The following is a 24,901-nucleotide window of genomic DNA, read 5'->3' on the forward strand; positions in this document are numbered from 1 at the left end:
CTAAAGGACAGCAACAAGAACCCGATAATAATCATTAATATGATTTTTATCATAAGGCTATCTCCTTTCAGAGTTGTTAAACAAAGCTGATCGAGATTGAGTTACTGCCTGACCCGCCAGTCAGGCAATAACGTACCTGACCAACCGCTGGTTATTCTATCATATAAAAGCCGCTTATCTAGCGGTTTTTGCTTTTCAATCATGACATCAATAGAGCAAATTCCATTTCGTCATTTAAAAATGCAAGTGCAACGCAAATTGAATCAGTCTTTGCAGCTTGCAGAGGCTTATTTTAAGCGAAAATTTACAATGCCTGAGGTAAATTATGAGTTGCGTGGCATAAAGGCAGGCGTGGCTTACCTACAAAAAAATGAAATAAAATTTAACCGCACTTTATTGCAAGAAAATACGGATGAATTTATTCGACAAGTCGTGCCACATGAGCTTGCGCATTTGATTGTGTATCAAATGTTTGGTTGTGTAAAACCACATGGGCGGGAATGGCAGCTTGTAATGAATGAAATTTTTAAGCTTCCTGCGGACACTTGCCATCAATTTGATATAAAAAATGTGCAGGGTAAAACCTTTGAATATCGTTGTGCTTGCCAAACCCATTTTCTAACTATTCGTCGGCATAACAAAATAATGAAAGAAAACATCGAATATTTGTGTAAAAAATGTAGGGGAAAATTAGTTTTTGTCGATGATGAAGAATAATTTTTGTGATATATTTTTCCAATTTATTCAATAAATAAAGGAGTTATCCAATGAAAAAATCTTTATTAGCAGTTATTGTTGGTGCATTTGCCTTTGCTTCTGTTGCAAATGCGAATATCTATGCTGAAGGCGATATCGGTTTATCTCAAACTAAAGCAAACGGTAGTAACAATACAAGAGTTGAACCTCGCGTATCCGTGGGTTATAAAGTAGGAAATACACGTGTTGCGGGTGATTATACTCATCATGGAAAAGTTGATGGCACAAAAATTCAAGGTTTAGGTGCATCAGTATTATATGATTTTGACACGAATTCTAAAGTGCAACCTTATGTTGGTGCTCGTGTAGCGACTAATCAATTTAAATACACCAATCGCGCAGAACAAAAGTTTAAAAGTTCTTCTGATATTAAGCTCGGATATGGGGTTGTAGCAGGTGCAAAATATAAGTTAGATGGCAACTGGTACGCAAATGGTGGAGTTGAGTACAATCGTTTAGGTAATTTTGATAGTACCAAAGTTAATAACTATGGTGCGAAAGTTGGTGTGGGGTACGGATTCTAATTTTTAGAATACAAAAATCTTTTTTATAAAACACTTTAATTTAACGGTGATCGTTTAAAACAATCACCGTTATTTATTTTGGGATGATTTCAATACTCTAAAACCCAAAACTTACCCCAGTTGCAGCACCCACACCGTTATTGGTATCAGCAGAGCCAGAAAGGCTAATTACCATATTCGGTTTAGGTGTATAACGAACCCCAACTGCAACGGCAGATTGTCCTCGATAAGTCCCTGCTGCCGCCCCAACGGTAAAACGTTTTCCTTGCACTGGGTAAATTTGCCCCATTGCCATTGATGCGGCAATACCCGCACGGCTTTCACGAGTGGTTTTTCGGATTTGTCGATTGATTTCGCCAGTCGCTTGATTCAATCCTTTGATTGCTGCACGAGTGAGATCAGTTTCATTGGCAGAAAGTCCATTTGAGCCATTGCTACTATTTATACCGTGATTAGCGTTTGCTCCATTTTGTCCGTTAGCACCGTCTTGACCTGCTGCACCATTCGAACCTTGATTACCAGCAGAACCATTTGAACCTTGACTACCTGCAGAACCAGCATTACCTGTCGAGCCTGTGCCACCAGCTTGTCCATTTTGTCCGTTAGCACCGTTTTGACCTGTCGAACCATTGTGACCTGTTGTACCATTTGAACCTTGGCTACCTGCAGAACCTGCGTTACCTGCCGAACTGGTGCCATCAGCTTGTCCATTAGCTCCGCCTTGACCCGCTGAACCATTGTGACCCGCTGAACCATTGTGACCTGCTGCACCATCAGCCCCTTGACCACCTGCAGAACCTGCATTACCTGTTGAGCCTGTGCTACCAGCTTGTCCATTTTGTCCGTTGGCACCGTCTTGACCTACTGCGTTGTGATTACCATCTGTTCTATTATTCGGGGTTTGTGGTTTTTCTTTGGCTGCATTATTCGCTTCAGGTGCTTTTTCTGCCTGAATTAAATGGGCTTTACCATCCTTGTCTGTTTTAGCATAAAGTTCTAAAGATTTACTCGGATCATCTTTATTGACTAAGGTTAAACGGTCAAATACTGGATTAGTTTTCATTGCAATGCGAATACCGTCATTATCGTGATAAGTAATCAAGTTGCGACTGCTATACAAATCTGCTTTATAGCCAACACCACTCTCGCCTAAAATAGAGAGCGTTTCGCCCACGTGTTTGTAGAAGTTGTGGGTTTTATCCGTATCAGCAAAACCTTGATTGTCGGAATTAACTGCAAAACGCAAGCCTGCAGATTTCAACTGTGCCAAGTTTACGGCATCAGTGTCTGCTGTCCCTGCTGCTACGCCAGTAATTTGGCGGGTTAGATTGCGATAGCGATTTCCTACAGAAAATGCTCCCGTAGTGCCTCGCCATACTGAAACAATCTTATTTTGAGCTGTTTGTTTGTCTTTGAAATTTCCTTCATCTGTAACAAGCTGTTTATCAAGTGCGGTCAGTTTGTTCTCAATTTCTTCGAGTTCTTTTTTATTTTTCTCTGAATCGTTATTATTTGCCGCATCAGATGTCATCGTTATGCTATGTTTAGTTTCTAATTCGCTACGACGAGCCTTTAACTTATTCAAATTTGCTTCAGCTTTTTCTTTAGCTTCTTTGGCTTTTTGTACATCTTCGGCTTTTGGTTTTGAATTGTTTGAACTGTTCATTTGGTTTTGCAATTGAGTATACGTATTATTTCGAGAATTAAATGTACTGTTTGCAGCAGGGATTTCTCCCTCGATCAAATTGCGTAATTCTGATAACTCGCTATATTTTTCTACATCTGTTTTAAATCTCTCTTTTGCATTATTAATGTCAGTTTGCATAGCCTCTGATTCAGTTTTCAATTCTCCTTTTAGAATGTAATGATTATTAGCATCTATGCCTGTGTATTTGCCACTGAAATCGACACCTACTGAATTTTCTCCACGATCGGCAATGGAATGATCGCCAAGAGCAACACCACCATCAATAATTACTTGCGAATATGTACCAATAGAAACCGAATTGTCTGCGTGAGCGGTAGCAATTCGACCTATGGCTATGCCACTTTCTCTTTTCGCTACAGCTGACGAGCCAATTGCTAAAGAATAATGCCCCCGCGATTCAGCAGCAATACCAAAAGAAAGCGAGTCCGCTCCTGATGCACGTGTGCCAGCACCAAATGCGATACTTTGATGTCCTACAGTTTGTGCAAGTGTGCCAAAGGCAATACTGTTTTCAAATTGTTTGGCATATTTAGGAAAAATAAGGCGATATTTTGATACTGCAGTACGACGAATACCTTCAGCTGAGTTTGCAATATATTCCGTACCACCAATTTTTTCTGGGTTTTCATCCACAGAAATTTTTTGTTCGCTCGGTTTTAACAACATTGTTAGCTTGCTAGGTTGCGTGCCACGCCCTGCATAAGCCCCATTACCGATAATAATATTTGTTGCTGTTCCCACATTATTGATAGCAGAATTAACCCCTATAGAAATACCATATTTTCCTTGACTGATTGCGTGATCCCCGATAGCGATTGCCCCATCTCCTGTACTAATAGATGCAAAACCCTGAGCTATCGCACGTTCAGCATAAGTTGCCGAATTCAGTCCGATTGCTATGCCACCTTCTTTTAAGGCGCTGGTACTACGACCGATAGCAACGGAATATTTACCAGATGCCTTTGCTTGAGCCCCTAAAGCTAAAGCACTATCTTCTAATGCATTTGCCCAAGGACCCAACGTAACGGAATATTTACCACTTGCTTTTGTATCATAACCAATAGAAATTGACTCACCTTTAGATGCTGTAGCATTATGTCCTATTGCTATCGTGTAGGCTTCTGATGCCTTTGAATCTTCTCCAAACACTATCGCTCTATTACCTGAAGCAGTGGAATTGATCCCTATTACCATAGCTCCTTGTCCAGTTGCGAAAGTTCGATTACCAATAGCGATATTTTCTTTCTGTGTTGCTGACGCATTACCAATCGCAATAGTAGAAACATTGGATGATGTAGCATTATGCCCCAATGCTATAGCAGAGACATTAGAAGCTGTGGTATTTACACCAATGGCGATAGCTGTTTTATTTGAAGCATTAGCCAATGATCCAATAGCAATTCCACCATCACTTGCTGCACTTGCATTTACTGGATTTATGTTTACTGTTGTAACATTAACAACTTTGAGCAGCATATCAACTTTTGCTTTTAGTTCTTCATATTGTTTCTTAATTTCTTCATTGGTAGGGCTAGAATTTGTATTATCCCCCGCCAACACCACACAACTCACTAATGCCATACAAAGTGCGGTTAATTTTACGGATGTTTTTGTAGATTTTACCTTGCCTTTAGCAAGTTCAGAGACCACTTGAAAAACACCTGATGCCCGATTAAAAATAATTCTATAAATATGATTCATACTAACCTCGATTTGATTTTTCGTTTATGTTTACAATAAAAAAGACAAAGAAAACCCCAGCCGTGTTTTAGCGTTGAAAAACACAGCGAGACTAAAGAATAATGTTTTCTTTAAAATGAACTGGATTTGTGTGAGGAAGTGCAGAAAAAATAAATCCACACAACACAGAAGATATGTATCGCCTCAGCTTAAAAGGTGTTATGCTTCTGGCGGAAAGTGCTAGTATTGTTTGTTTGTTTGTTTGTTTGTTTGTTTGTTTGTTTGTTTGTTTGTTTGTTTGTTTGTTTGTTTGTTCACAAAGTCTATCCCTATTATTTGCAATAAGAAACCTCTTTTAATTATACACTGATTAATATCAAAAATATGTGATCAAGATCACAAAATAAAAAATCCCAACGGAGATTGGGATTTAAAATCACTAAAAATTTTACCGCACTTTATGCTTTGCTTACTTCAAAACGTTCAAATGCCAATACTTTTTTCTCTAATTTACGTAGTAATAATGTTGCAATGCCTGTGATAATTAAATAGATACCGCCCGCAATGCCGTAAATTGTGATTGCATCATATTCTGTACCATAGAGTTGGCGTGCGTAACCCATAATATCCATAATCGTAATGGTGGATGCTAATGCCGTGCCTTTAAATACCAAAATAATTTCGTTACTGTAAGACGGCAATGCGCGTTTTAAAGCGTAGGGAATTAAGATTTTGAGTGTCTGTAATCGGCTTAACCCTAACGCTGCGCAACTTTCCCATTGTCCTTTATGAATGGCTTTTACTGCACCGTGAAATAATTGGGTGGAATAAGCTGCGCTGTTTAGTGCTAAAGCTAATGCGGCACAGAACCACGCATTGGATAAGAAAAACCATAATGGGCTGTCAATAATCCATTGGAATTGACCGGGTCCTGCATAAATTAAAAAGAACTGTACTAACAGTGGCGTGCCAGTGAATAAAGTAAGGTATAAATTAACCGCACTTTTTATCCATTTATTTTCCATTGAAAGTAAAAAAGTAAGAAATAAGGCTAAAAAGAAAGCAATTAGTAAGGATACGACTGTGAGGAGTAAACTCGTTGGGATCCCTTGTGCGATCACAGTTAAATATTCTTGAAACATTATTTCACGCCCCTTTCAAAACGAGTAAAACGCAGCTCTAATTTTCGAATACCAACTTGGCTAATTAATGTCACTGCCAAATAAATTAACGCAGCAATACCATACCAAGTAAAAGGCTGATGAGTATTGGTATTAATCAGATCCGCTTGGCGCATCAAATCGTCTACGCCAATTAATGAAACCAATGCCGTATCTTTTAGTAATACAAGCCATTGGTTGCTTAAACCAGGTAAGGCGTGACGCCATACTTGTGGCATAACAATATGAATGAACGTATAGCTTTTGCTTAAGCCTAACGCTGCACCTGATTCCCATTGTCCTTTTGGTATGGCTTGAATTGCACCGCGTAATGTTTGTGAAGCATAAGCTGCAAAAATGAGAGAAAGCGCAAACACACCACAGCCAAATGCCCCAAATTCAATGTATTCTCCTGTCAGCATTTCTACTAATTCAGTAGAACCAAAATAGACAAGTAATACAACAATAATTTCGGGTAAGCCACGTAATAATGTCACAAATACTGTCATCGGCTTGCCAATAAAGCGATTTGCTTCAAGCACTGCAAAAAGAAGGCTTAAAAATAAGCCTAAGAGCAATGAACAGACCGCAAGCCCTAAAGTCATTAGAGCAGCGGTAAACATTAAAGAAAGAAAGTCAGAAAACATAAATTATTTTGTTATCCATTTATCATAGATTTTTTGGTATTCGCCATTTGCTTTAATTGCAGCTAAACCTTTGTTTAATTGTGCAGCCAAATCTTTGTTTGATTTGTGCATTGCAATACCTAAACCATTACCAAAATATTTTTTATTGGTCACTTTTTCGCCTACAAATTGAATTTCTGGCTCTTTGGAAATCATATCGGCGAGCACGGCGGTATCGCCCAAAATAATGTCAATCCGACCGCTCTTTAAGTCTAAAATGGCATTTTGTAAACTTGCATAGGATTTTGGACTATATTGCTTGGTTTCTGCTACGGTATATTGTTGGAATGTTGTACCATTTTGAACACCTATATTTTTTGCACTTTCTAAGGTTGCTTTGCCTTTAAGAGCAACATAGCTTGCAGAGCTATCGTAATACGTATCAGAGAATAACACTTGTTTTGCACGAGCATCGGTAATATCGATTGCGGAAATTGCCGCATCAAAACGTTTTGCTTTTAAACTTGGAATTAATGAATCAAAGGTTTCGCTCTTGAATTTACAGGTTGCTTGAATTTCTTGACAAATTGCATTTGCCACATCAACATCAAACCCGATAATTTCGCCTTTTGCATTTGTGGTTTCAAATGGTGGATAGCTAGGTTCCATTGCAAAAGTGAGTTCTTGTGCGCTTACAGCAATAGATGATCCCAATAAAATGGCAGTTAATAATGTTTTTTTCATCGTAAGCTCCTTATTTTCTAGTGAGAAAGATAGTGTTTAAATTGTTCCGTTTTTGGATTTTCAAAGCAATCAGCGGATCCCATTTCGACGATTTTACCTTGTTCCATATAGACGACTTTTGTCGCCACTTTTTGCGCCACATTGACTTCGTGGGTCACAATCACTTGCGTAATGCCAGTTTCTTGTAATTCTTTAATAATATCTACAACTTGCGCTGTAATTTCTGGATCTAGCGCAGCCGTTGGTTCATCAAATAACAGAACTTGTGGCTTCATCATTAGTGCGCGCGCTATTGCTACACGTTGTTGCTGTCCCCCTGACAAATGTAATGGAAAGCGATCGGCAAGTTGTTCTAAACGTAAACGTTTTAACAATTCCATTGCATCAGTTTTCGCTTCATTTTCACTCACACCACGCACTTTCATTGGTGCTTCAATTAGGTTTTCAATTACCGTTAAGTGCGGCCAAAGATGATATTGTTGAAAAACCATTCCTACATCTTGACGTAATTGTCGGATTGCTTTGGGATTTGCCATTGCATCGGATAAATTAAAATCATTATTTGCAATGCTTAATTCGCCAGACTTTGGCACTTCTAACAAATTTAATGTGCGAATTAATGTACTTTTGCCTGCACCACTTGGACCCAGCAACACAACGGTATCGCCTTCTTCTGCTTCAAGGTTAATATCAAATAACGCTTGTGATGAACCGTAAAAGAAATTGAGATTTTTAATACGAATAGCCATTTTTCTTCTCTATGCTTTATAAGATGAAAAAATATTACATTTTTATGCATAATTATGCAAGCACTATTAATAAAAAATCCCAAAAAATTTGGGATTTTAAAAACTTGATTGAAATCAACCGCACTTTAGGCTTGTTTTGCCATTTCAAACTCAATTAACATCATTAAAATATGAATAACTTTGATATGGATTTCTTGAATACGATCTGCATAACGGAAATGGGGTACGCGAATTTCAACATCTGCTAATCCTGCCATTTTTCCGCCATCTTTGCCTGTCATCGCAATGACTTTCATGCCTTTTGCTTTTGCGGCTTCAATGGCGTTTAAAATATTTTTTGAATTACCAGAGGTTGATAAACCGAATAACACATCGCCTTTTTGCCCCACCGCTTCAACATAGCGTGAAAAGACATATTCATAGCCAAAGTCATTACTTACACAGCTTAAATGACTTACATCTGAAATCGCAATAGCAGGATAGCCTGGGCGATTTTCACGATAACGACCCGTTAATTCTTCTGCAAAATGCATCGCATCACAATGCGAACCGCCATTACCACAAGAAAGCACTTTGCCTCTTTGTTTGAAGCTATTCGAAATTAATAATGCCGCTTCTTGAATTAATTTAATGTTATTTTCGTCAGAAATAAATTTGTTTAACACATCTTGTGCTTCCACAAGTTCTGCTTTGATTTGATCTAAATACATTGATTGCTCCTTGTTGGGAATAAAATCGCGATGGCATTGTATAGCAGATGAAGATTCTTCGCTAGCCTAAATAAAAATTCATCTTTTTTCGATGAAATGATGATTTTTTGCGATTTAGATCGAAAAAATAAGTTTGAGTAGTTGGGGATTTTTCAAGATATGTTTATCTTACGTAAATTCTTAGCCCTTTAATTTTCAAAAACACAATGAAATTTTACCGCACTTTGTTACTTTTCTTTGCTAGTTCTTTTGCTTTTGCTAACTCAGATTTAATGCTTCTTCATACCTATAATAATCAACCCATAGAGGGTTGGGTGATGTCTGAAAAGTTAGATGGCGTACGCGGTTATTGGAATGGAAAGCAATTATTAACCCGACAAGGGCAACCTTTATCGCCGCCCGCTTATTTCATTAAGGATTTTCCGCCTTTTGCGATTGATGGCGAATTATTTAGTGAGCGAAATCATTTTGAGGAAATTTCATCCATCACAAAATCTTTCAAAGGTGATGGTTGGGAAAAACTTAAATTGTATGTTTTTGATGTGCCTGATGCAGAGGGCAATTTATTTGAGCGTTTAGCTAAATTAAAAGCGCATTTACTTGAACATCCAACAACTTACATTGAAATTATTGAGCAAATTCCTGTTAAAGATAAAACCCATTTATATCAATTTCTTGCACAAGTCGAAAATTTGCAAGGCGAGGGCGTTGTTGTACGTAACCCTAATGCACCTTATGAACGTAAGCGAAGCTCACAAATTTTAAAATTGAAAACAGCACGAGATGAAGAATGTACGGTTATTGCACACCATAAAGGCAAAGGACAATTTGAAAATGTGATGGGTGCTTTAACTTGTAAAAATCATCGGGGAGAATTTAAAATCGGTTCGAGTTTTAATTTAAACGAACGAGAAAATCCCCCTCCGATAGGATCTGTGATTACTTATAAATATCGAGGCATTACGAATAGTGGAAAACCTCGATTTGCAACCTATTGGCGAGAGAAAAAATGAGCCTATTTATAAATCTGACAAAATGAATTTAATCAATATGGAAACAAGCGATTAATTTTCCATCAGTATATTGTTCCAAGTGCGGTTGATTTTCACGACATTTTTCTGTCGCTTTCCAACAACGAGGATTAAATGCACAGCCTTTTGGCGGATTAATTGGGCTTGGCAATTCGCCTGTCAGTTTTATGCGCTCACGGCGCAAGTTTGGCGACAAACGTGGCGTTGCTGAAAGTAACGCTTTGGTATAAGGATGCTGAGGATTAGAAAAAATCTGCTCTGTCGTCCCTTTTTCAATACAACGACCTAGATACATTACCATCACTTCATCAGCGATATGTTCTACCACAGAAAGATCGTGTGAAATGAATACGTAAGACAAGCCTAATTCATCTTGTAAATCCATCATTAAATTCAGTACTTGTGCACGTACGGAAACATCCAATGCAGAAACAGGCTCATCGGCAACAACGACATCGGGATCTAACATTAAACCACGAGCGATGGCAATACGTTGGCGTTGTCCGCCTGAGAACATGTGGGGATAACGATCATAAAATTCAGCGCGCAAGCCCACTTTTTCCATCATCGATAAAACTTTTTCTCGACGTTCTTTGGCGGAAAGTTTTGTATTGATGATTAATGGTTCTTCCAAAATTGAACCAATCTTTTTGCGTGGATTTAACGATGCGTAAGGATTTTGAAAAACTATTTGAATTTTTTTACGACGTAGTGCTTTTGTTTCAGAATCATTTTCTAAAAAATTATGTCCTTTGTAATAAAGTTCGCCTTTGGTTGGTTCTTCAATCATTGTCAATAAACGACCTAGCGTTGATTTTCCACAACCTGATTCCCCCACGACTGCTAAAGTTTTACCTCGTTCAAGCTGAAAAGAGACACCATCCAACGCTTTTACTTGCTGTGGTTTTGCAAACAAGCCTTTTTTTACAGGGTAATATTTTTTTAAGCCAATGGCATTTAATAATGGCGTATTTTCTTTTACTTCATTCGTCATTATTAAGCTCCTTGATATTCAACTGGATTGCCTTGCTCGTTCAGCGGAGTATGGCATTTTACTTTACGCGAACCGATATGATGCAATTGAGGTTCAACTTGGTGACAATATTCGGTGGCATAAGGGCAGCGAGGATTTAATAAACAGCCTGTTGGGCGATCGTATTTTCCAGGGACGACCCCTTGTAATGATTCTAAGCGAGATTTTCCCTCTGCAAATTCAGGTAATGAACGTAACAAGGCTTGTGTGTAAGGGTGTTTTGGCTCGCGGAAAATATCTTTTGCGGTGCCTTCTTCAACGATTTGTCCAGCATACATCACGATAATTCGCTCTGCCGCTTCAGCCACAAGTGCTAGATCGTGAGTAATCAAAATTAGGGACATACATTCTTTCTTTTGCAATTCAAGTAAGAGTTCCATAATTTGAGCTTGGATAGTCACGTCTAATGCCGTGGTTGGTTCATCAGCAATCAATAATTTAGGTCTGCAAGCAATTGCCATCGCAATCATCACGCGCTGGCTCATTCCACCAGACAGCTGATGGGGATAAACATCAATCCGAGATTCAGGATCAGGAATACCGACCAATTTTAAAAGCTCTAAAGTGCGGTCTTTTCTCGCCTTTTTTGTGCCGCCCTCGTGAGTTTTTAACGCCTCCATAATTTGGAAGCCCACAGTATAAGCAGGATTCAAACTTGTCATCGGATCTTGGAAAATCATCGCAACATCAGCACCAATAAGCTGGCGTTTAGCTTTACTCTCTAAAGTGAGTAAATCAGTATTTTCAAATTGCAAGAATTCAGCAGATACACGTCCAGGATGATCAATTAATCCCATAATAGCGAGAGAACTCACAGATTTACCTGAGCCCGATTCCCCCACAATGCCAAGCACTTCGCCTTGTGCGACTTGGTAGCTGATACGATCCACTGCTTTAAATGGCGTTTTTTTATCGCCAAAGTGAACAGAAAGTTCTTTTACGTCTAATAATGCCATTCTGTTTTCCTATTGTTTGAGTTTTGGATCAAGGGCATCACGCAAGCCATCGCCCATTAAGTTGAAAGCTAATACCAAAGATAAAATCACTAAGCCAGGAATTGTAACTAACCAGTTTGCCGCTTGCATAAAACCACGAGCTTCGGAAAGCATTGTACCAAGTTCTGGTGTTGGTGGTTTTGCACCAATGCCTAAGAAACCAAGTGTTGCGAGTTCTAAGATGGCATTGGAAATGCCCATTGTCATTTGCACAATTAAAGGGGCTAAACAGTTTGGTAAAATCACAATAAACATGAGGCGTAAAATACCTGCCCCTGCCACTTTAGATGAAGTCACATAATCACGATTTTTTTCATTCATCATCGCTGCTCGAGTTAAACGCACATAGCTAGGAATCGATACCACGGCGATCGCTAAAGTGGCATTGGCGAGTGATGGCTCTAAAATAGAGACGACTACAATCGTCAAAAGTAAGTTTGGAATTGCGAGCATAATATCAATTAGGCGAATGATAATTGTATCTAGCACGCCGCCATAATAGCCAGAAATCAAGCCAAGGCTTGTACCAAAGGCGCAAGATAGTAATACGATGATAAATCCCGCAAAGACGGAAATTCGCGTTCCATAAATAATACGCGAAAGAATATCTCGCCCAATATCGTCTGTGCCGAGTAAATAAGCAGGATTACCGCCCTCATACCAAGCGGGTGGCAATAAAAGTGCGGTACGATTTTGTTCTGTTGGATCAAAAGGTGCAATATAAGGCGCGAGAATGCTGATTAAGGCAACAATCAAAATAAAAATTAAACCAATTAGCGCACCACGATTTTGTTTAAAGTAAAACCAAAATTCTTGTAAGGGTGTTTTTGGCGCGAAAGTTAAAGGCGTGTCAGACATAATTTCTCCTACAATTAATGACGGATACGCGGATTGACCACGCCGTAAAGTAAATCGACGGTTAAATTCACCACAATAATAATGGTTGCAATAATCAATACAGAACCTTGCAACACAGGATAATCACGGGCTTGAATGGCATCAATAATCCATTTCCCAATCCCCGGCCAAGAGAAAATGGTTTCTGTGAGAACTGCACCAGAAAGCAATTGACCTACAATTAACCCGACCACAGTGACAACAGGAATTAACGCATTACGCAATGCGTGAACAATAACAATTCGAGTATAGCTTAAACCTTTTGCTTTAGCCGTGCGAATGTAATCTTCGCCTAATACTTCCAGCATTGCAGATCGTGTCATACGCGTAATAATGGCGAGAGGAACTGTGCCTAGGACTATGGCAGGAAGAATTAAGGATTTCACCGCATTTTCGAAGGCACCTGGCATACCAGAAAGCCAGCTATCAATAAGCATAAATCCTGTTGGTGTATCGATCCAAAATTCATTATCTAAACGCCCACCTTGTGGCAAACCGAGTTGTGGCGAAACATATAAAATTAAAATTAAACCCCACCAGAAAATCGGCATAGAATAACCTGTGAGCGATGCAGCTGTAACGGTGTGAGAAATCCAACTGTCTTTTTTTACCGCGGCAATCGTGCCTAAAATTACGCCGCCTAATAACGACCAAAATAACGCAAAAAAAGCTAATTCAGCGGTGGCAGGGAAAAGTGTAAAAAATTCACTAAGAACAGGTTGTTGAGTGCGGAACGATGCACCGAAATCCCCTTGAATTACATTGCCAATATAGTGGAAATATTGCTGATAAAGAGGTAAATCTAAACCCAATTGGTGCATCATTTGTTGATGTACTTCTGCCGTTAAGCCGCGTTCCCCCATCATAATTTCCACAGGATCACCGGGAATAAAATGCACAAGGGCAAAGGTAATAAGAGTAATGGCAATAAAAGTAGGGATCACCATTAAGATTCGTTTGAATACAAATTTAAACATTCCATCACTCGTAGATAATAAAAGTGCGGTAAAAATTCACCGCACTTTTCAAAGAAATTAATCGGTAAAAAATATAATACTCTTGAATTCTACCGCACTTTTTCCAATTTTGCCAAATGCGCAATCAACCATTTAATGCCTTGCGCTTGGAATGCTATTTGTAAACGTGTGTTATTTTCAGATCCTTCCACATTAATCACTGTGCCGAAACCAAATTTTTCGTGTTTAACTTTTTGACCCATTTTCCATTCATTTTCGACCGCACTGGTATTCGACAATGAACCGACTTTTGCTAGGTTCATCGCACGCGTGACTGTCCCTCGTAAACGAATTTCTTGGATACATTCTCTCGGTAATTCTGCGATAAACCGTGATGGCAAATGGCGTTCTTCTTTGGCATATAATCGACGGCTTTCCGCATAAGAGATGGTCAGTTTTTTCTGTGCGCGAGTAATACCGACATAAGCTAAACGACGCTCTTCTTCTAAACGTCCGGGTTCTTCAAAAGAACGAAAACTTGGGAATAATCCTTCTTCTACGCCCACCATAAATACACGAGGAAATTCTAAGCCTTTCGCAGAGTGCAACGTCATCATTTCTACACAAGATTGATGCGGCGAGGCTTGTTCTTCGCCAGCTTCTAAGGAAGCGTGCGTTAAAAAGGCAGTGAGTTCGGTCATTTCTTCCGCATTATCAGGTTTGATAAATTCACGGGTTGCGGTAACTAATTCTTCCAAATTTTCAATACGCACTTCGCCTTTTTCGCCTTTTTCTTGTTGATACATTTCATATAAGCCCGAATGTTTAATCACAAAATCAGTTTGTGCGAAAAGCGGCATTTCTGCGGTATCAAGTTGTAATGAATTAATTAATTCTTGGAAACGTAATAAGGCTGTGGAGGCTCGCCCTGCCAACATATTTTCTTGTGTTGCGACTTGTACTGCTTGCCATAAGGTAATTTGGCGTTCACGTGTTAAGTTACGCAATATATCTAAAGTGCGGTCGCCAATGCCACGGGTTGGCGTATTAATTACACGCTCAAAAGCCGCATCATCTTGACGATTATTAATCAAACGAAGATAGGCTAACGCATCTTTAATTTCTTGACGTTCGAAGAAACGCATACCGCCATAAATACGATATGGAATTTGACAACGAATTAAGGCTTCTTCAATAACCCGTGATTGGCTATTACTACGATAAAGTACAGCGCAATCATCAAGTTTTCCGCCATGTTCTACCCAATCCTGAATTTGTGAAGCGACAAATTTTGCTTCATCTAATTCATTAAAGGCAGAATAGATGCCCACAGGATCGCCTTTTTCACCCTCTGTCCATAAATTTTTACCAAGACGATCACTATTGTTTGCAATTAATTCATTTGCGCTGTTTAGGATATTGGCGGTAGAACGATAGTTTTGTTCAAGGAGAATTGTCTCGGCTTTGAAATCTTTCAAGAATTTTTGGATATTTTCAATTTGCGCACCACGCCAACCGTATATAGATTGATCATCATCGCCTACGATCATGACTTTGCCTGTTTTTCCAGCAAGAATTTTGATCCATTTATATTGGATTTTATTGGTGTCTTGAAATTCATCCACCAAAATATGCTGAAAACGTTGTTGATAACGTTGCAAAATTAATGGTTTTTTCTCAAATAATTCATAGACCCGAATTAATAATTCAGCAAAATCGACCAACCCTGCGCGATCGCAAGTGTCTTGATAGATCTGATAAATTTTAATCCATTCACGTTCTTGGCGATCATTAAAATCTTCAATATCATTTGGTCGCAAGCCTTCATCTTTTTTGTTATTGATGTACCAACAAGCCTGTTTAGGCGGAAAAGCTTTTTCATCAAAATTATGTAATTTTAATAATCGTTTAATTAAACGAAGTTGATCTTCTGAATCTAAAATTTGGAAATCTTGTGGCAATCCCACATCTAAATGATGAGCTCGCAACAAACGATGAGCAATGCTATGGAAGGTGCCAATCCACATACCAAATAATTGATGTTGTGCGTGTTTGGCAAGGGTAGATTGAATACGATGACGCATTTCTGCTGCGGCTTTATTGGTAAACGTCACCGCCATAATGCTGCCTTCAGAAATATTTTCGACCGCAATTAACCAAGCAATACGGTGCGTCAATACACGCGTTTTGCCCGATCCTGCACCAGCTAGCACTAGGCGATTACCAAGAGGAGCAGCTACGGCTTCGCGTTGTTTATCGTTGAGTCCGTCAAGTAATTCAGAAATATCCATCATAAACTATCTTTAATCTGTTTAAATTTACAGTTATTATAGTCCCATCTATCTTGTGAAACAATAAGATTTGTGAGTATATCAAAAGTAGGGTAGAACATTTTAAGAATAATATTAAGCGGGATTCTCCTATATCCTTAAACTCAACATCAAAACCATATGCTTTGAAAGCTATTTTTATACTATTTATAAACAAACTTTTAATTCGTTTACCTCTCATTCCTAAAATGTAAGGTTTCTCATTTTTCCAAAAATACCCATGATGAACAATAATAGTATAGGAATGTTGTTTAATGACTTAATCAATACTTGATTTGCTCGGATTCCTGTAATGATTTTATAAACATTTGCTTTTCTTTCTACTTGCACGCCATTTTACGCATAGTCGGTGATTTTGTCCGAATTAAGTTTTAGGTTAAAAAGTTACTCAAATTCAATGTTATTCATAATTAATACAAATAAGAAAGAGTGAGATATGGTACAAAATTCCAAAAAATGGTTAGCACAAAGGAATGGGAGAAGTGTGCTATCCAAGTTTCATTATGATCACTCTCTAAAGTAGAAAACGTCATATACTAAATTATATACTGATCAAAAAATAATATTTCCTTCTATTACTCAATACCAATCAATTTATGTGTTTGTAAACTTAGCTGCCATTTAGGTTTATTTGAACGTTGATTCAATTGACCAAGTAAAGTGATAGTCTCAAGTAAATTCATTTTCCCATCAATTTCACAAGGTGAAAGATAGTAATTCTTTGCTTTTATTTTTTGCTCGATCAATTCACAAAATGATGGCATATTACTGTCCATTACAATACGTACTTCATTTGCAAATGGAATGCAACGCTTTTCATACTTATGAGCATAAAGGCTCTTAGGACTCGTCGCAATATAATCTATTTGTGCAGGAATTGCTTTTAGACCATTGGTTTCAATTGCAAGAAAATAGCCATCTGATTTAAATTGCTCAAGTAAGTATTCAATTTTTGGTACAATTGTTGGCTCACCACCTGTGATGATAATATTCTTTGACGAAAATGACCGCACTTTTTCTAGAATTTGTGATACAGACCAGCGTTTAAAATTATTATAAGGTGTATCACACCAAGGACAGTCTAGATTGCATTTACCAAATCGTACAAAAACACTTGGCATTCCCGTATTGAAGCCCTCCCCTTGCAGACTTTCAAAAATTTCGACTATGTTAAAGTTCGGTTCAAAATCATGATATTTTTCCATCAACATTTACTCCTGATACTCGCAAAATGAAGTTGGAGTTTCCCATAAACGAATGGATGATATGGACAGTTGTTCATCATGTTTTAAACGATTAAAAATAAAACGAGCTATTTCTTCTGCCGTAGTTCTAAAGGGAACACCAAAAGTTTTTGAGTTTAACTTTTGCAATAGAGTGGCAATTTGGCTTTCTCGCTCATTGGTTTGATCATAAATAAAGGCGTGATCCATCGGATCTAAAATAACTTTTTTCACAATAGACTTTAGATCTGAAAAATCAATGACCATTGCTTTTTTTGCACCTGATTTATATAAGTCGCCCGAAATTTCAACTTGTAATTTATATGTGTGTCCATGTAAATTTTGACATTTCCCATCATGTCCATCTAATAAATGTGCCATGTCAAAGCTAAATTCTTTGGAAATTTTAAACATTTTTTCTACCTTTTTGAGTCAAATATTTCTTTAGACCTTTATTGCGTAAAATACAGCTTGGGCATTTTCCGCATCCACCTTCGATGCCTTCATAGCAAGTGTGAGTATGTTTTTGTACATAATCTAATACGCCTAATTCATCAGCAAGTTGCCAAGTTTGGGCTTTAGTGAGATACATTAATGGTGTTTTGATATTGAATTGATAATCCATAGCTAAATTTAATGTGACATTCATTGACTTGATAAACACATCTCGGCAATCTGGATAACCGCTGAAATCTGTTTCACATACGCCAGTGATAATATCTTGAATGCCTTGGCCTTTCGCATAAATCGCTGCATAAAGTAAAAATAGGGCATTGCGACCATCAACAAAAGTGTTTGGCAATTCACTCTCTTTTTGCTCAATATGCGCCTGTTCATCCATTAATGCATTATGCGTGATAGCTTTCATAACAGATGTATCAATCAAGGTTTGTTTAATGCCGAGATCTTGTGCAATAGAGCGTGCCTTTTCTAATTCAATAGCATGACGCTGCCCATATTGAAAGGTAATGGCTTCTACGTTTTCTTTGCCGTATTCAGCAATAGCTTGGAATAAACAAGTCGTGGAGTCTTGTCCACCTGAAAAGATGACGATCGCTTTACGATCGTGGTTTGGATTGAAAATATTCATATTTTACCTAGTTTTTTATTGTAGGAGGTTTGCGAACTACGGGGGGGTATTTTAGTGGGGAAGTTCTATTTTAGCAAGACAAGTGAAATATTTCGTTGGATGTGAAGTCGTTGTACTACAATTCGCAGGTTTTTAATTTAGCAAAAAGGTTTACTTATGAAAAAATGGTTGTTGATTATCGCAGGCGCGTTGATTATTTCAGCTTGCGCAAATAAGGATGTGTATTTTAACGGTGCAGAAGGTTCGCATTCAGGTGTTAAATTTGATAAAGATTCTCGCCAATGGGGATTGAATCAATAAAAAAGTGCGGTTGATTTTTAACCGCACTTTCGTTTTTCTATTGGTAGAAATTATTCTACTTTCACAATCCAGCCTTCAGGTGCTTCAACATCACCGAATTGGATGCCTGTTAATTCATCATAAAGACGACGGGTAACAGGGCCTACTTCAGTTTCTGAATAGAATACGTGGAATTTTCCGTTGTGTTGAATGCCGCCCACTGGGGTAATCACCGCTGCTGTACCGCACGCACCCGCTTCTACGAATTGATCGAGTTGATCGATATACACATCGCCTTCAATAGCTTCCATACCTAAACGCTCTTTTGCGATATGTAAAAGAGAGTATTTAGTGATACTTGGTAAAATAGATTCTGATTTTGGTGTGATGAATTTATTGTCTTTTGTGATCCCAAAGAAGTTTGCCGCACCGACTTCTTCAATTTTGGTGTGAGTTTTTGGATCTAAATAGATTGCATCCGCAAATTTACGTTCTGGCGTACCTTGTTCTGCGACTAATTCGTGTGGAAGTAAGCTTGCTGCGTAGTTCCCACCCACTTTCACACCACCAGTGCCCATTGGTGCAGCACGGTCATAATCAGTCGTGATAAAGTTTGATGGAGCCAAACCACCTTTGAAGTAAGCACCCACTGGGCAACAAAAAACAGAGAAAATAAACTCTGGTGCCGTTTTCACGCCGATATTTTCGCCCACGCCAATTAAGAATGGACGTAAGTATAAGGTTGCACCAGAACCGTAAGGACCCAACCAATCTTGGTTAGCTTTAACCACTTCTTTACATGCACGCACGAATAATTCAGTTGGTACGCGTGGCATTAAAAGACGGTCTGCGGTACGTTGCATACGCTCTGCATTTGCTTGCGGGCGGAATAAGTTGATTGAACCATCTTTGCAACGGTAAGCCTTTAAGCCTTCAAAACATTGCTGACCGTAGTGAAGAGCGGTTGAACCTTCGTGAATATGTAATGTGCTATCTGTAGTGAGTTTTCCTTCGTCCCATTTGCCATCTTTCCAGTGAGCGATGAAGCGGTAATCTGTTTTAATATAACTAAAACCAAGGTTATTCCAGTCTAAGTCTTTCATTTTACTTCCTTAATATTATTTTTTGAATGAAATTTCGCTTAATCTACACCATTCCTGAAGTGATTTAAATAATAAATTCTCGAAATGATGCAATTTTTAGCCAACTAAAAAGGAATAATGAAATTTTGGAAACAGGGCAGGAAATAACGATATAGTTATGCTAAAATCGGGATGAAAAAAACGCCACTCAATGAGAGCAGCGTTTAACCAAATCGGTTTAATAATATACAGGAAGTAAATGAGTAACAAATTGTTACTCAAGTTCGGTTTCCCGAACTATATGCAAACACAACATCATACTTAAGTCTGAAACTCATTAACTAGTAAGGAATTACCAATCATTAAGTATGGTTGTATTGTAAGGAAAAGGGTAGGAAAGGACAAGTGACGTTTTTTTATTTGAGGTATTAGAAAAACTAATTTGAAATAAATCTTGTCCATTATAGACGAAAATTTTATAAATGGAAATACTTATGTATAAACGTTTGCCACCATTGAATTCACTAAAATCTTTTGAGTCGGCTGCTCGTTATTTAAGTTTTACTAAAGCAGCAGATGAGCTTTGTGTTACACAGGCGGCGGTTAGTCATCAAATTAAATTATTAGAAGAATTTTTAGGGATTGAATTATTTAAGCGAAAGAATCGTTCTTTAGAATTAACGGAGCTTGGTAAAGCTTATTTTGTTGATATTAATAAAATTCTGCGTCGCTTAAATGAAGCAACAGAGCGATTATTAACGTTAAAAACGGATCCGCATTTAAATATTAGCGTGCCACAAACTTTTGGTATCCAATGGTTAGTGCCACATTTAAGTGAATTTAATCAGCTTTATCCGCAAATTGAGGTTCGTTTAACAGGCGTGGATCAAGATGAAGGTTTGTTAAATAAAGAAATTGATCTTGCTATTTATTATGGTTTGGGAAATTGGCAGAATCTTCAAGTAGATCGTCTTTGCGAAGAAAATTTATTGATTTTAGCCTCACCTGAATTGCTAGCAGAAAATCCAATTATTCAGCCTGAAGATTTAAAAAAACACACATTAATTCACATTCATACCTGTGATAATTGGCAAGCGATGGCAAATCATTTACAGTTAGATGATTTAAATATTCAGCAAGGACCGTTATTTAGCCATACATTTATGGCGTTACAGGCGGCTATTCACGGGCAAGGTATTGTATTAGCTAATCGCTTATTAGCCTTGCAAGAAATTGAAAATGGCTCATTGCAAGCAGTGTTGCCGACTAATTTGCCTGATCCAAAATCATTTTATGTGGTCAATCATCTTGATCGCCTAGATGATCAAAAAATTCAAGCATTCCGTCAGTGGATTATTAACTCAATTAAACAAGAAGAAAATGAATAAACTCGCATTATATTGTCGCCCAGGTTTTGAGAAAGAAGTCGCCACAGAGATTACCGATCAAGCAAGTCATTTAGGTGTATTTGGTTTTGCTCGAGTACAAGATAATTCGGGTTATGTCATTTTTGAATGTTATCAACCTGATGAGGCCGATCGCCTTGCTCGAGACATTCCTTTTAACCGTTTGATTTTTGCTCGTCAGATGATTGTGGTTTCTGATTTATTGGAAGATTTAGATCCCGCTGATCGTATTAGTCCCATCGTGGCGGCATTTGAAGCATTATCACAACAAGTTAATTTTGCTCAATCTAGCGAGCTTTTTGTAGAAACTGCAGACACAAATGAAGCGAAGGAGCTCTCCACTTTTTGTCGTAAATTTACCGTGCCTTTACGTCAGGCATTGAAAAAACAAGGCTGGCTTTCGGTAAAGGCGAGTCAAAAGTGCGGTCAATTTTTACATTGTTTTTTTGTAAAACCGAATTGCTGTTATGTGGGATATTCTTATGTGGATAATCATTCCTCCCATTTTATGGGAATCCCTCGTTTAAAATTTCCTGCAGATGCGCCGAGTCGCTCCACGTTAAAACTAGAAGAAGCTATTTTGACTTTTATTCCGCGTAAAGAAGAGAATAAACGTTTAAATGAAAATATGATTGGCGTTGATTTAGGGGCTTGCCCTGGTGGTTGGACGTATCAATTAGTTAAACGCGGTTTATTTGTTTATGCTGTTGATCACGGAAAAATGGCGGCGAGTTTGCATGATACGGGGCGCATTGAACATTGCGCGGAAGATGGTTTTAAATTTCAGCCTCCCAAAAGGAAAAAAGTAGATTGGTTAGTCTGTGATATGGTGGAACAACCAAGTCGTATTTCTTTATTGATTGGTAAATGGTTGTTGAATGGTTGGTGCCGAGAAACCATCTTCAATTTAAAATTACCCATGAAAAAACGTTATCAAGAAGTGATATTATGTTTAGAAAACTTGGCTGTTATGTTGGCTGAGCAGAATTTAAATTTTGATATCCAAGCAAAACATTTATATCACGATCGTGAAGAAATCACGGTTCATATAGCATTAAAACCTTGAGTGAACTGTTTTCATAACCAAAAAGGACGTCGCGAATGAATTTACACGAATACCAAGCAAAACAACTATTTGAGCATTATGGATTACCCGTAAAAAATGGGGCAGTCTGTCAATCTGTTGAGGATGTCGATTTGGTACTGGCTCAACTTTCTGGCGATAAGTGGGCAGCGAAATGCCAAGTTCATGCTGGTGGGCGTGGTAAAGCGGGTGGCGTTAAATTAGTGCAAGATGTAGAGGAAGCGAGATCTTTTGCAGAAAAATGGCTGGGACAACGTTTAGTCACTTTTCAAACGGATAAATTGGGTCAGCCAGTAAACCAGATTTATTTTGAAGAAACTTGCGATATTGATAAAGAATTTTACTTAAGTGCGGTTGTTGATCGCGCCTCTCAAAAAGTGGTGTTTATTGCTTCTCCTGCTGGTGGAATGAATATTGAAGAAGTTGCGCAAAATTCACCGCACTTACTCCATAAAGTCGAGATTGATCCTTTATTTGGAGGATTGCCTTATCAAGGCCGTGAATTGGCGTTTAAATTAGGGTTAAGTGGTACGCAAAACAAACAGTTTACCGATATCTTTATGGGCTTATCTCGTTTGTTTTTAGAAAAAGATTTATCTTTACTGGAAGTCAATCCACTTGTTCTCACTCAACAAGGCAATTTGGTTTGTCTCGACGCCAAAATATCTGTCGATGATAACGCTTTATTTCGCCATAAAGATTTATTGGCACTGCAAGATTTAACTCAAAATGATGCTCGTGAAGCAGAAGCTGAAAAATTCCAGTTAAACTATGTGGCTTTAGAGGGCGATATTGGTTGTATGGTAAACGGGGCTGGACTTGCAATGGGCACCATGGATATTGTGAAACTCTATGGTGGGAAGCCTGCGAATTTTCTTGATGTGGGTGGTGGTGTAACGCAAGAGCGGGTTGCTGAAGCGTTCAAAATCATTTTAACCGATCCTTCAGTGAAGGTGATTTTAGTGAATATTTTTGGTGGCATTGTTCGTTGTGATTTGATTGCTGAAGGCGTGATTGCTGCAGTAAATGAAGTGGGCGTGAGAGTGCCTGTAGTTGTGCGATTAGAAGGAACGAATGCTGAAATGGGTCGCCAAATTTTAGCGGAAAGCGACGTTAATATTCTTACCGCACAGAGTTTACAACAAGCCGCAGAATTAGCCGTGAATGCAGCAAAAGGAGAACACTAATGGCGATTTTAATTGATAAAAATACCAAAGTGATTTGCCAAGGTTTTACTGGTGGACAAGGAACTTTTCATTCTGAACAAGCATTAGCCTACGGAACGCAATTAGTCGGTGGCGTATCACCAAATAAAGGTGGAACCACTCATCTTGGTTTACCTGTATTTAATACAGTTCGTGAAGCTGTCGAAAATACGGGGGCAACAGCGACAGTCATTTATGTGCCAGCATCATTTTGTAAAGATGCCATAATTGAAGCTATTGATGCAGGGACTCAGTTAATTGTCTGTATTACTGAGGGTATTCCTACATTGGATATGCTTAAAGTGAAACAGAAATTAAATGAAACGGGCGTAGTAATGATTGGGCCAAATTGCCCAGGTGTGATTACGCCTGATGAATGTAAAATCGGCATTATGCCCGCTCACATACATAAAAAAGGTAAAGTGGGGATTGTTTCTCGTTCTGGAACTTTAACTTATGAAGCGGTAAAACAAACTACAGATGAAGGCTTTGGACAATCGACTTGTGTGGGTATCGGGGGAGATCCTATTCTAGGTTCTAGTTTTATTGATATTCTTGAAAGATTTCAACAAGATCCCGAAACAGAAGCCATTGTGATGATTGGCGAGATTGGCGGCTCTGCAGAGGAAGAAGCAGCAATCTTCATTAAAGATAATGTCACTAAACCAGTGGTTGCGTATATTGCGGGTATCACTGCGCCAAAAGGAAAACGGATGGGGCATGCGGGAGCCATTATTAGCGGCGGAAAAGGTACTGCGGTAGAAAAAATTGCAGCGTTAGAAGCCGCTGGTGTGACCTGTGTAAAAAGCCTCGCTGAAATTGGTGAAGCCTTGAGAAAGCTATTAAAATCATCTAAAAATTAACCGCACTTTAGTTTTCTAAAGCGTAGATTGGCTTTCTACGCCTTTATTTTTATATGCTCGCCATTATAAAGTGAGCACAAAATTGCTATAATCAGCGCACATTTTTTAAGGAAGAAACACATGAGCCAATTTTTCTATATCCACCCTGAAAATCCACAAGCGCGCTTGATTAATCAAGCCGTAGAGATTTTACAAAAAGGCGGTGTGATTGTGTATCCAACGGATTCGGGATATGCCTTGGGCTGTATGATGGGCGATAAACACGCAATGGATCGCATTGTAGCAATTCGTAAATTGCCTGAAGGACATAATTTTACCTTGGTGTGTAGCGATTTGTCGGAACTTTCAACTTATGCAAGGGTAAATAATACCGCTTATCGTTTGATTAAAAATAATACGCCAGGGCGTTATACTTTTATTCTTACAGCAACGAAAGAATTACCTCGCCGTTTAATGACATCAAAACGTAAAACCATTGGTTTACGCGTACCAGATAATAAAATTGCTTTAGATTTGCTTTCAGCCTTAGGCGAGCCGATTTTATCTTGTTCGTTAATGTTGCCGAATGAAGAACATACTACGCAATCCGATCCTGAAGAAATTCGTGATCGTTTGGAACACCAAGTGGATTTAATTATTCATGGTGGATATTTAGGGCAAGAGCCTACAACAGTGGTAGATTTAACGGAAGAATCGCCAGTGATTTTACGCGAAGGAAGTGGAAGTACTGCTCCTTTTATTTAACTTATAGACGCTTGTGAAAGCGACCT

General features: G+C 38.4%; 24 protein-coding genes and 1 riboswitch. Of the genes, 9 read left to right on the forward strand and 15 right to left on the reverse strand.

What is annotated here, in order from left to right:
• Nucleotides 1-201 precede the first annotated feature (201 nt).
• The gene (locus tag DQN49_RS06395; RefSeq protein ID WP_006996506.1) at nucleotides 202-717 is read left to right on the forward strand and encodes a SprT family zinc-dependent metalloprotease; all 516 of its coding nucleotides are present in this window, start codon (nucleotides 202-204) and stop codon (nucleotides 715-717) included.
• A 50-nt stretch (nucleotides 718-767) separates the two neighbouring features.
• Entirely contained in the window at nucleotides 768-1,280 is a 513-nt protein-coding gene (locus tag DQN49_RS06400) for an opacity family porin (protein WP_005647500.1), read from the forward strand.
• Between the two features lie 97 nt (nucleotides 1,281-1,377).
• Here DQN49_RS06400 and DQN49_RS06405 read toward each other — a convergent pair whose 3' ends face one another.
• From DQN49_RS06405 to lpcA, 6 genes are all read right to left on the reverse strand, one after another.
• On the reverse strand, nucleotides 1,378-4,689 hold the full coding sequence (locus DQN49_RS06405; protein WP_006996505.1) for a YadA-like family protein: 3,312 nt from the start codon (nucleotides 4,687-4,689) through the stop codon (nucleotides 1,378-1,380).
• Between the two features lie 437 nt (nucleotides 4,690-5,126).
• A complete protein-coding gene (gene artM, locus DQN49_RS06410) occupies nucleotides 5,127-5,810 on the reverse strand; it encodes an arginine ABC transporter permease ArtM (protein ID WP_006996504.1) in 684 nt (227 codons plus the stop codon).
• Nucleotides 5,810-6,475, reverse strand: a complete 666-nt coding sequence (gene artQ, locus DQN49_RS06415) for an arginine ABC transporter permease ArtQ (protein ID WP_006996503.1) — start codon at nucleotides 6,473-6,475, stop codon at nucleotides 5,810-5,812. The genes artM and artQ overlap by 1 nt, the downstream gene beginning before the upstream one ends.
• A 3-nt stretch (nucleotides 6,476-6,478) precedes the next feature.
• On the reverse strand, nucleotides 6,479-7,198 hold the full coding sequence (locus DQN49_RS06420) for a lysine/arginine/ornithine ABC transporter substrate-binding protein (RefSeq protein ID WP_006996502.1): 720 nt from the start codon (nucleotides 7,196-7,198) through the stop codon (nucleotides 6,479-6,481).
• Nucleotides 7,199-7,215: 17 nt separating this feature from the next.
• Nucleotides 7,216-7,947 carry an arginine ABC transporter ATP-binding protein ArtP gene (gene artP, locus DQN49_RS06425; protein WP_006996501.1) on the reverse strand — a complete coding sequence of 244 codons (732 nt, stop codon included), beginning with the start codon at nucleotides 7,945-7,947 and terminating at the stop codon, nucleotides 7,216-7,218.
• 125 nt (nucleotides 7,948-8,072) lie between these two features.
• Nucleotides 8,073-8,657: a D-sedoheptulose 7-phosphate isomerase gene (gene lpcA, locus DQN49_RS06430; RefSeq protein ID WP_006996500.1), complete on the reverse strand. Its 585-nt coding sequence runs from the start codon at nucleotides 8,655-8,657 to the stop codon at nucleotides 8,073-8,075.
• 206 nt (nucleotides 8,658-8,863) lie between these two features.
• Between lpcA and DQN49_RS06435 the strand changes: the two genes are divergently transcribed.
• Nucleotides 8,864-9,670: a DNA ligase gene (locus DQN49_RS06435; RefSeq protein WP_006996499.1), complete on the forward strand. Its 807-nt coding sequence runs from the start codon at nucleotides 8,864-8,866 to the stop codon at nucleotides 9,668-9,670.
• Nucleotides 9,671-9,698: 28 nt separating this feature from the next.
• Here DQN49_RS06435 and DQN49_RS06440 read toward each other — a convergent pair whose 3' ends face one another.
• From DQN49_RS06440 to queC, 8 genes are all read right to left on the reverse strand, one after another.
• On the reverse strand, nucleotides 9,699-10,682 hold the full coding sequence (locus tag DQN49_RS06440) for a peptide ABC transporter ATP-binding protein (RefSeq protein WP_005663823.1): 984 nt from the start codon (nucleotides 10,680-10,682) through the stop codon (nucleotides 9,699-9,701).
• 2 nt (nucleotides 10,683-10,684) lie between these two features.
• Nucleotides 10,685-11,677 carry a dipeptide ABC transporter ATP-binding protein gene (gene dppD / locus DQN49_RS06445; protein WP_006996498.1) on the reverse strand — a complete coding sequence of 331 codons (993 nt, stop codon included), beginning with the start codon at nucleotides 11,675-11,677 and terminating at the stop codon, nucleotides 10,685-10,687.
• A 9-nt stretch (nucleotides 11,678-11,686) separates the two neighbouring features.
• Nucleotides 11,687-12,574 carry an ABC transporter permease subunit gene (locus DQN49_RS06450; protein WP_005653671.1) on the reverse strand — a complete coding sequence of 296 codons (888 nt, stop codon included), beginning with the start codon at nucleotides 12,572-12,574 and terminating at the stop codon, nucleotides 11,687-11,689.
• A gap of 14 nt (nucleotides 12,575-12,588) precedes the next feature.
• Nucleotides 12,589-13,590, reverse strand: a complete 1,002-nt coding sequence (locus tag DQN49_RS06455; RefSeq protein WP_006996497.1) for an ABC transporter permease subunit — start codon at nucleotides 13,588-13,590, stop codon at nucleotides 12,589-12,591.
• Nucleotides 13,591-13,679: 89 nt separating this feature from the next.
• Complete coding sequence (gene uvrD / locus DQN49_RS06460; RefSeq protein ID WP_032826393.1) at nucleotides 13,680-15,860, reverse strand: DNA helicase II; 2,181 nt, start codon at nucleotides 15,858-15,860, stop codon at nucleotides 13,680-13,682.
• A 614-nt stretch (nucleotides 15,861-16,474) separates the two neighbouring features.
• Entirely contained in the window at nucleotides 16,475-17,110 is a 636-nt protein-coding gene (locus DQN49_RS06470) for a 7-carboxy-7-deazaguanine synthase QueE (RefSeq protein ID WP_005686506.1), read from the reverse strand.
• Entirely contained in the window at nucleotides 17,111-17,536 is a 426-nt protein-coding gene (gene queD / locus DQN49_RS06475) for a 6-carboxytetrahydropterin synthase QueD (protein ID WP_005663812.1), read from the reverse strand.
• On the reverse strand, nucleotides 17,529-18,212 hold the full coding sequence (queC, locus tag DQN49_RS06480; RefSeq protein ID WP_006996495.1) for a 7-cyano-7-deazaguanine synthase QueC: 684 nt from the start codon (nucleotides 18,210-18,212) through the stop codon (nucleotides 17,529-17,531). Before queC ends, queD begins: the two co-directional genes overlap by 8 nt.
• 1 nt (nucleotide 18,213) lies before the next feature.
• Nucleotides 18,214-18,258: riboswitch (PreQ1 riboswitch) on the reverse strand.
• Between the two features lie 110 nt (nucleotides 18,259-18,368).
• On the opposite strand from queC, the gene DQN49_RS06485 reads away from it, so the two are divergent.
• Nucleotides 18,369-18,512, forward strand: coding sequence for a hypothetical protein (locus DQN49_RS06485; RefSeq protein ID WP_005634891.1), 144 nt, complete (start codon nucleotides 18,369-18,371; stop codon nucleotides 18,510-18,512).
• A 50-nt stretch (nucleotides 18,513-18,562) separates the two neighbouring features.
• On the opposite strand, the gene ilvE is transcribed toward DQN49_RS06485, so the two are convergent.
• Nucleotides 18,563-19,594, reverse strand: a complete 1,032-nt coding sequence (ilvE, locus tag DQN49_RS06490) for a branched-chain-amino-acid transaminase (RefSeq protein ID WP_006996494.1) — start codon at nucleotides 19,592-19,594, stop codon at nucleotides 18,563-18,565.
• Nucleotides 19,595-20,067: 473 nt separating this feature from the next.
• On the opposite strand from ilvE, the gene DQN49_RS06495 reads away from it, so the two are divergent.
• From DQN49_RS06495 to DQN49_RS06515, 5 genes are all read left to right on the forward strand, one after another.
• Nucleotides 20,068-20,961: a transcriptional regulator GcvA gene (locus DQN49_RS06495; protein WP_005667412.1), complete on the forward strand. Its 894-nt coding sequence runs from the start codon at nucleotides 20,068-20,070 to the stop codon at nucleotides 20,959-20,961.
• Nucleotides 20,954-22,045: a 23S rRNA (cytidine(2498)-2'-O)-methyltransferase RlmM gene (gene rlmM / locus DQN49_RS06500; RefSeq protein ID WP_006996493.1), complete on the forward strand. Its 1,092-nt coding sequence runs from the start codon at nucleotides 20,954-20,956 to the stop codon at nucleotides 22,043-22,045. Before DQN49_RS06495 ends, rlmM begins: the two co-directional genes overlap by 8 nt.
• 35 nt (nucleotides 22,046-22,080) lie before the next feature.
• Complete coding sequence (sucC, locus tag DQN49_RS06505) at nucleotides 22,081-23,250, forward strand: ADP-forming succinate--CoA ligase subunit beta (RefSeq protein WP_006996492.1); 1,170 nt, start codon at nucleotides 22,081-22,083, stop codon at nucleotides 23,248-23,250.
• Nucleotides 23,250-24,131, forward strand: coding sequence for a succinate--CoA ligase subunit alpha (gene sucD, locus DQN49_RS06510; protein WP_006996491.1), 882 nt, complete (start codon nucleotides 23,250-23,252; stop codon nucleotides 24,129-24,131). Before sucC ends, sucD begins: the two co-directional genes overlap by 1 nt.
• Before the next feature lie 120 nt (nucleotides 24,132-24,251).
• A complete protein-coding gene (locus DQN49_RS06515; protein WP_005667400.1) occupies nucleotides 24,252-24,875 on the forward strand; it encodes an L-threonylcarbamoyladenylate synthase in 624 nt (207 codons plus the stop codon).
• Nucleotides 24,876-24,901: the final 26 nt, after the last annotated feature.

It is taken from the genome of Haemophilus aegyptius, from assembly GCF_900475885.1.
Lineage (GTDB): Bacteria > Pseudomonadota > Gammaproteobacteria > Enterobacterales > Pasteurellaceae > Haemophilus > Haemophilus influenzae.

Bases quoted from the DNA above. Each gene is read 5' to 3' on its own strand.
- DQN49_RS06395 (WP_006996506.1), top strand. From the start codon at position 202: ATGACATCAATAGAGCAAATTCCATTTCGTCATTTAAAAATGCAAGTG.
- rlmM (WP_006996493.1), top strand. From the start codon at position 20,954: ATGAATAAACTCGCATTATATTGTCGCCCAGGTTTTGAGAAAGAAGTC.
- queC (WP_006996495.1), bottom strand. From the start codon at position 18,212: ATGAATATTTTCAATCCAAACCACGATCGTAAAGCGATCGTCATCTTT.
- sucD (WP_006996491.1), top strand. From the start codon at position 23,250: ATGGCGATTTTAATTGATAAAAATACCAAAGTGATTTGCCAAGGTTTT.
- DQN49_RS06420 (WP_006996502.1), bottom strand. From the start codon at position 7,198: ATGAAAAAAACATTATTAACTGCCATTTTATTGGGATCATCTATTGCT.
- DQN49_RS06495 (WP_005667412.1), top strand. From the start codon at position 20,068: ATGTATAAACGTTTGCCACCATTGAATTCACTAAAATCTTTTGAGTCG.
- artP (WP_006996501.1), bottom strand. From the start codon at position 7,947: ATGGCTATTCGTATTAAAAATCTCAATTTCTTTTACGGTTCATCACAA.
- artQ (WP_006996503.1), bottom strand. From the start codon at position 6,475: ATGTTTTCTGACTTTCTTTCTTTAATGTTTACCGCTGCTCTAATGACT.
- lpcA (WP_006996500.1), bottom strand. From the start codon at position 8,657: ATGTATTTAGATCAAATCAAAGCAGAACTTGTGGAAGCACAAGATGTG.
- DQN49_RS06485 (WP_005634891.1), top strand. From the start codon at position 18,369: ATGAAAAAATGGTTGTTGATTATCGCAGGCGCGTTGATTATTTCAGCT.
- ilvE (WP_006996494.1), bottom strand. From the start codon at position 19,594: ATGAAAGACTTAGACTGGAATAACCTTGGTTTTAGTTATATTAAAACA.
- DQN49_RS06450 (WP_005653671.1), bottom strand. From the start codon at position 12,574: ATGTCTGACACGCCTTTAACTTTCGCGCCAAAAACACCCTTACAAGAA.
- artM (WP_006996504.1), bottom strand. From the start codon at position 5,810: ATGTTTCAAGAATATTTAACTGTGATCGCACAAGGGATCCCAACGAGT.
- dppD (WP_006996498.1), bottom strand. From the start codon at position 11,677: ATGGCATTATTAGACGTAAAAGAACTTTCTGTTCACTTTGGCGATAAA.
- queD (WP_005663812.1), bottom strand. From the start codon at position 17,536: ATGTTTAAAATTTCCAAAGAATTTAGCTTTGACATGGCACATTTATTA.
- DQN49_RS06435 (WP_006996499.1), top strand. From the start codon at position 8,864: ATGAAATTTTACCGCACTTTGTTACTTTTCTTTGCTAGTTCTTTTGCT.
- DQN49_RS06455 (WP_006996497.1), bottom strand. From the start codon at position 13,590: ATGTTTAAATTTGTATTCAAACGAATCTTAATGGTGATCCCTACTTTT.
- uvrD (WP_032826393.1), bottom strand. From the start codon at position 15,860: ATGGATATTTCTGAATTACTTGACGGACTCAACGATAAACAACGCGAA.
- DQN49_RS06400 (WP_005647500.1), top strand. From the start codon at position 768: ATGAAAAAATCTTTATTAGCAGTTATTGTTGGTGCATTTGCCTTTGCT.
- DQN49_RS06405 (WP_006996505.1), bottom strand. From the start codon at position 4,689: ATGAATCATATTTATAGAATTATTTTTAATCGGGCATCAGGTGTTTTT.
- DQN49_RS06440 (WP_005663823.1), bottom strand. From the start codon at position 10,682: ATGACGAATGAAGTAAAAGAAAATACGCCATTATTAAATGCCATTGGC.
- DQN49_RS06515 (WP_005667400.1), top strand. From the start codon at position 24,252: ATGAGCCAATTTTTCTATATCCACCCTGAAAATCCACAAGCGCGCTTG.
- sucC (WP_006996492.1), top strand. From the start codon at position 22,081: ATGAATTTACACGAATACCAAGCAAAACAACTATTTGAGCATTATGGA.
- DQN49_RS06470 (WP_005686506.1), bottom strand. From the start codon at position 17,110: ATGTTGATGGAAAAATATCATGATTTTGAACCGAACTTTAACATAGTC.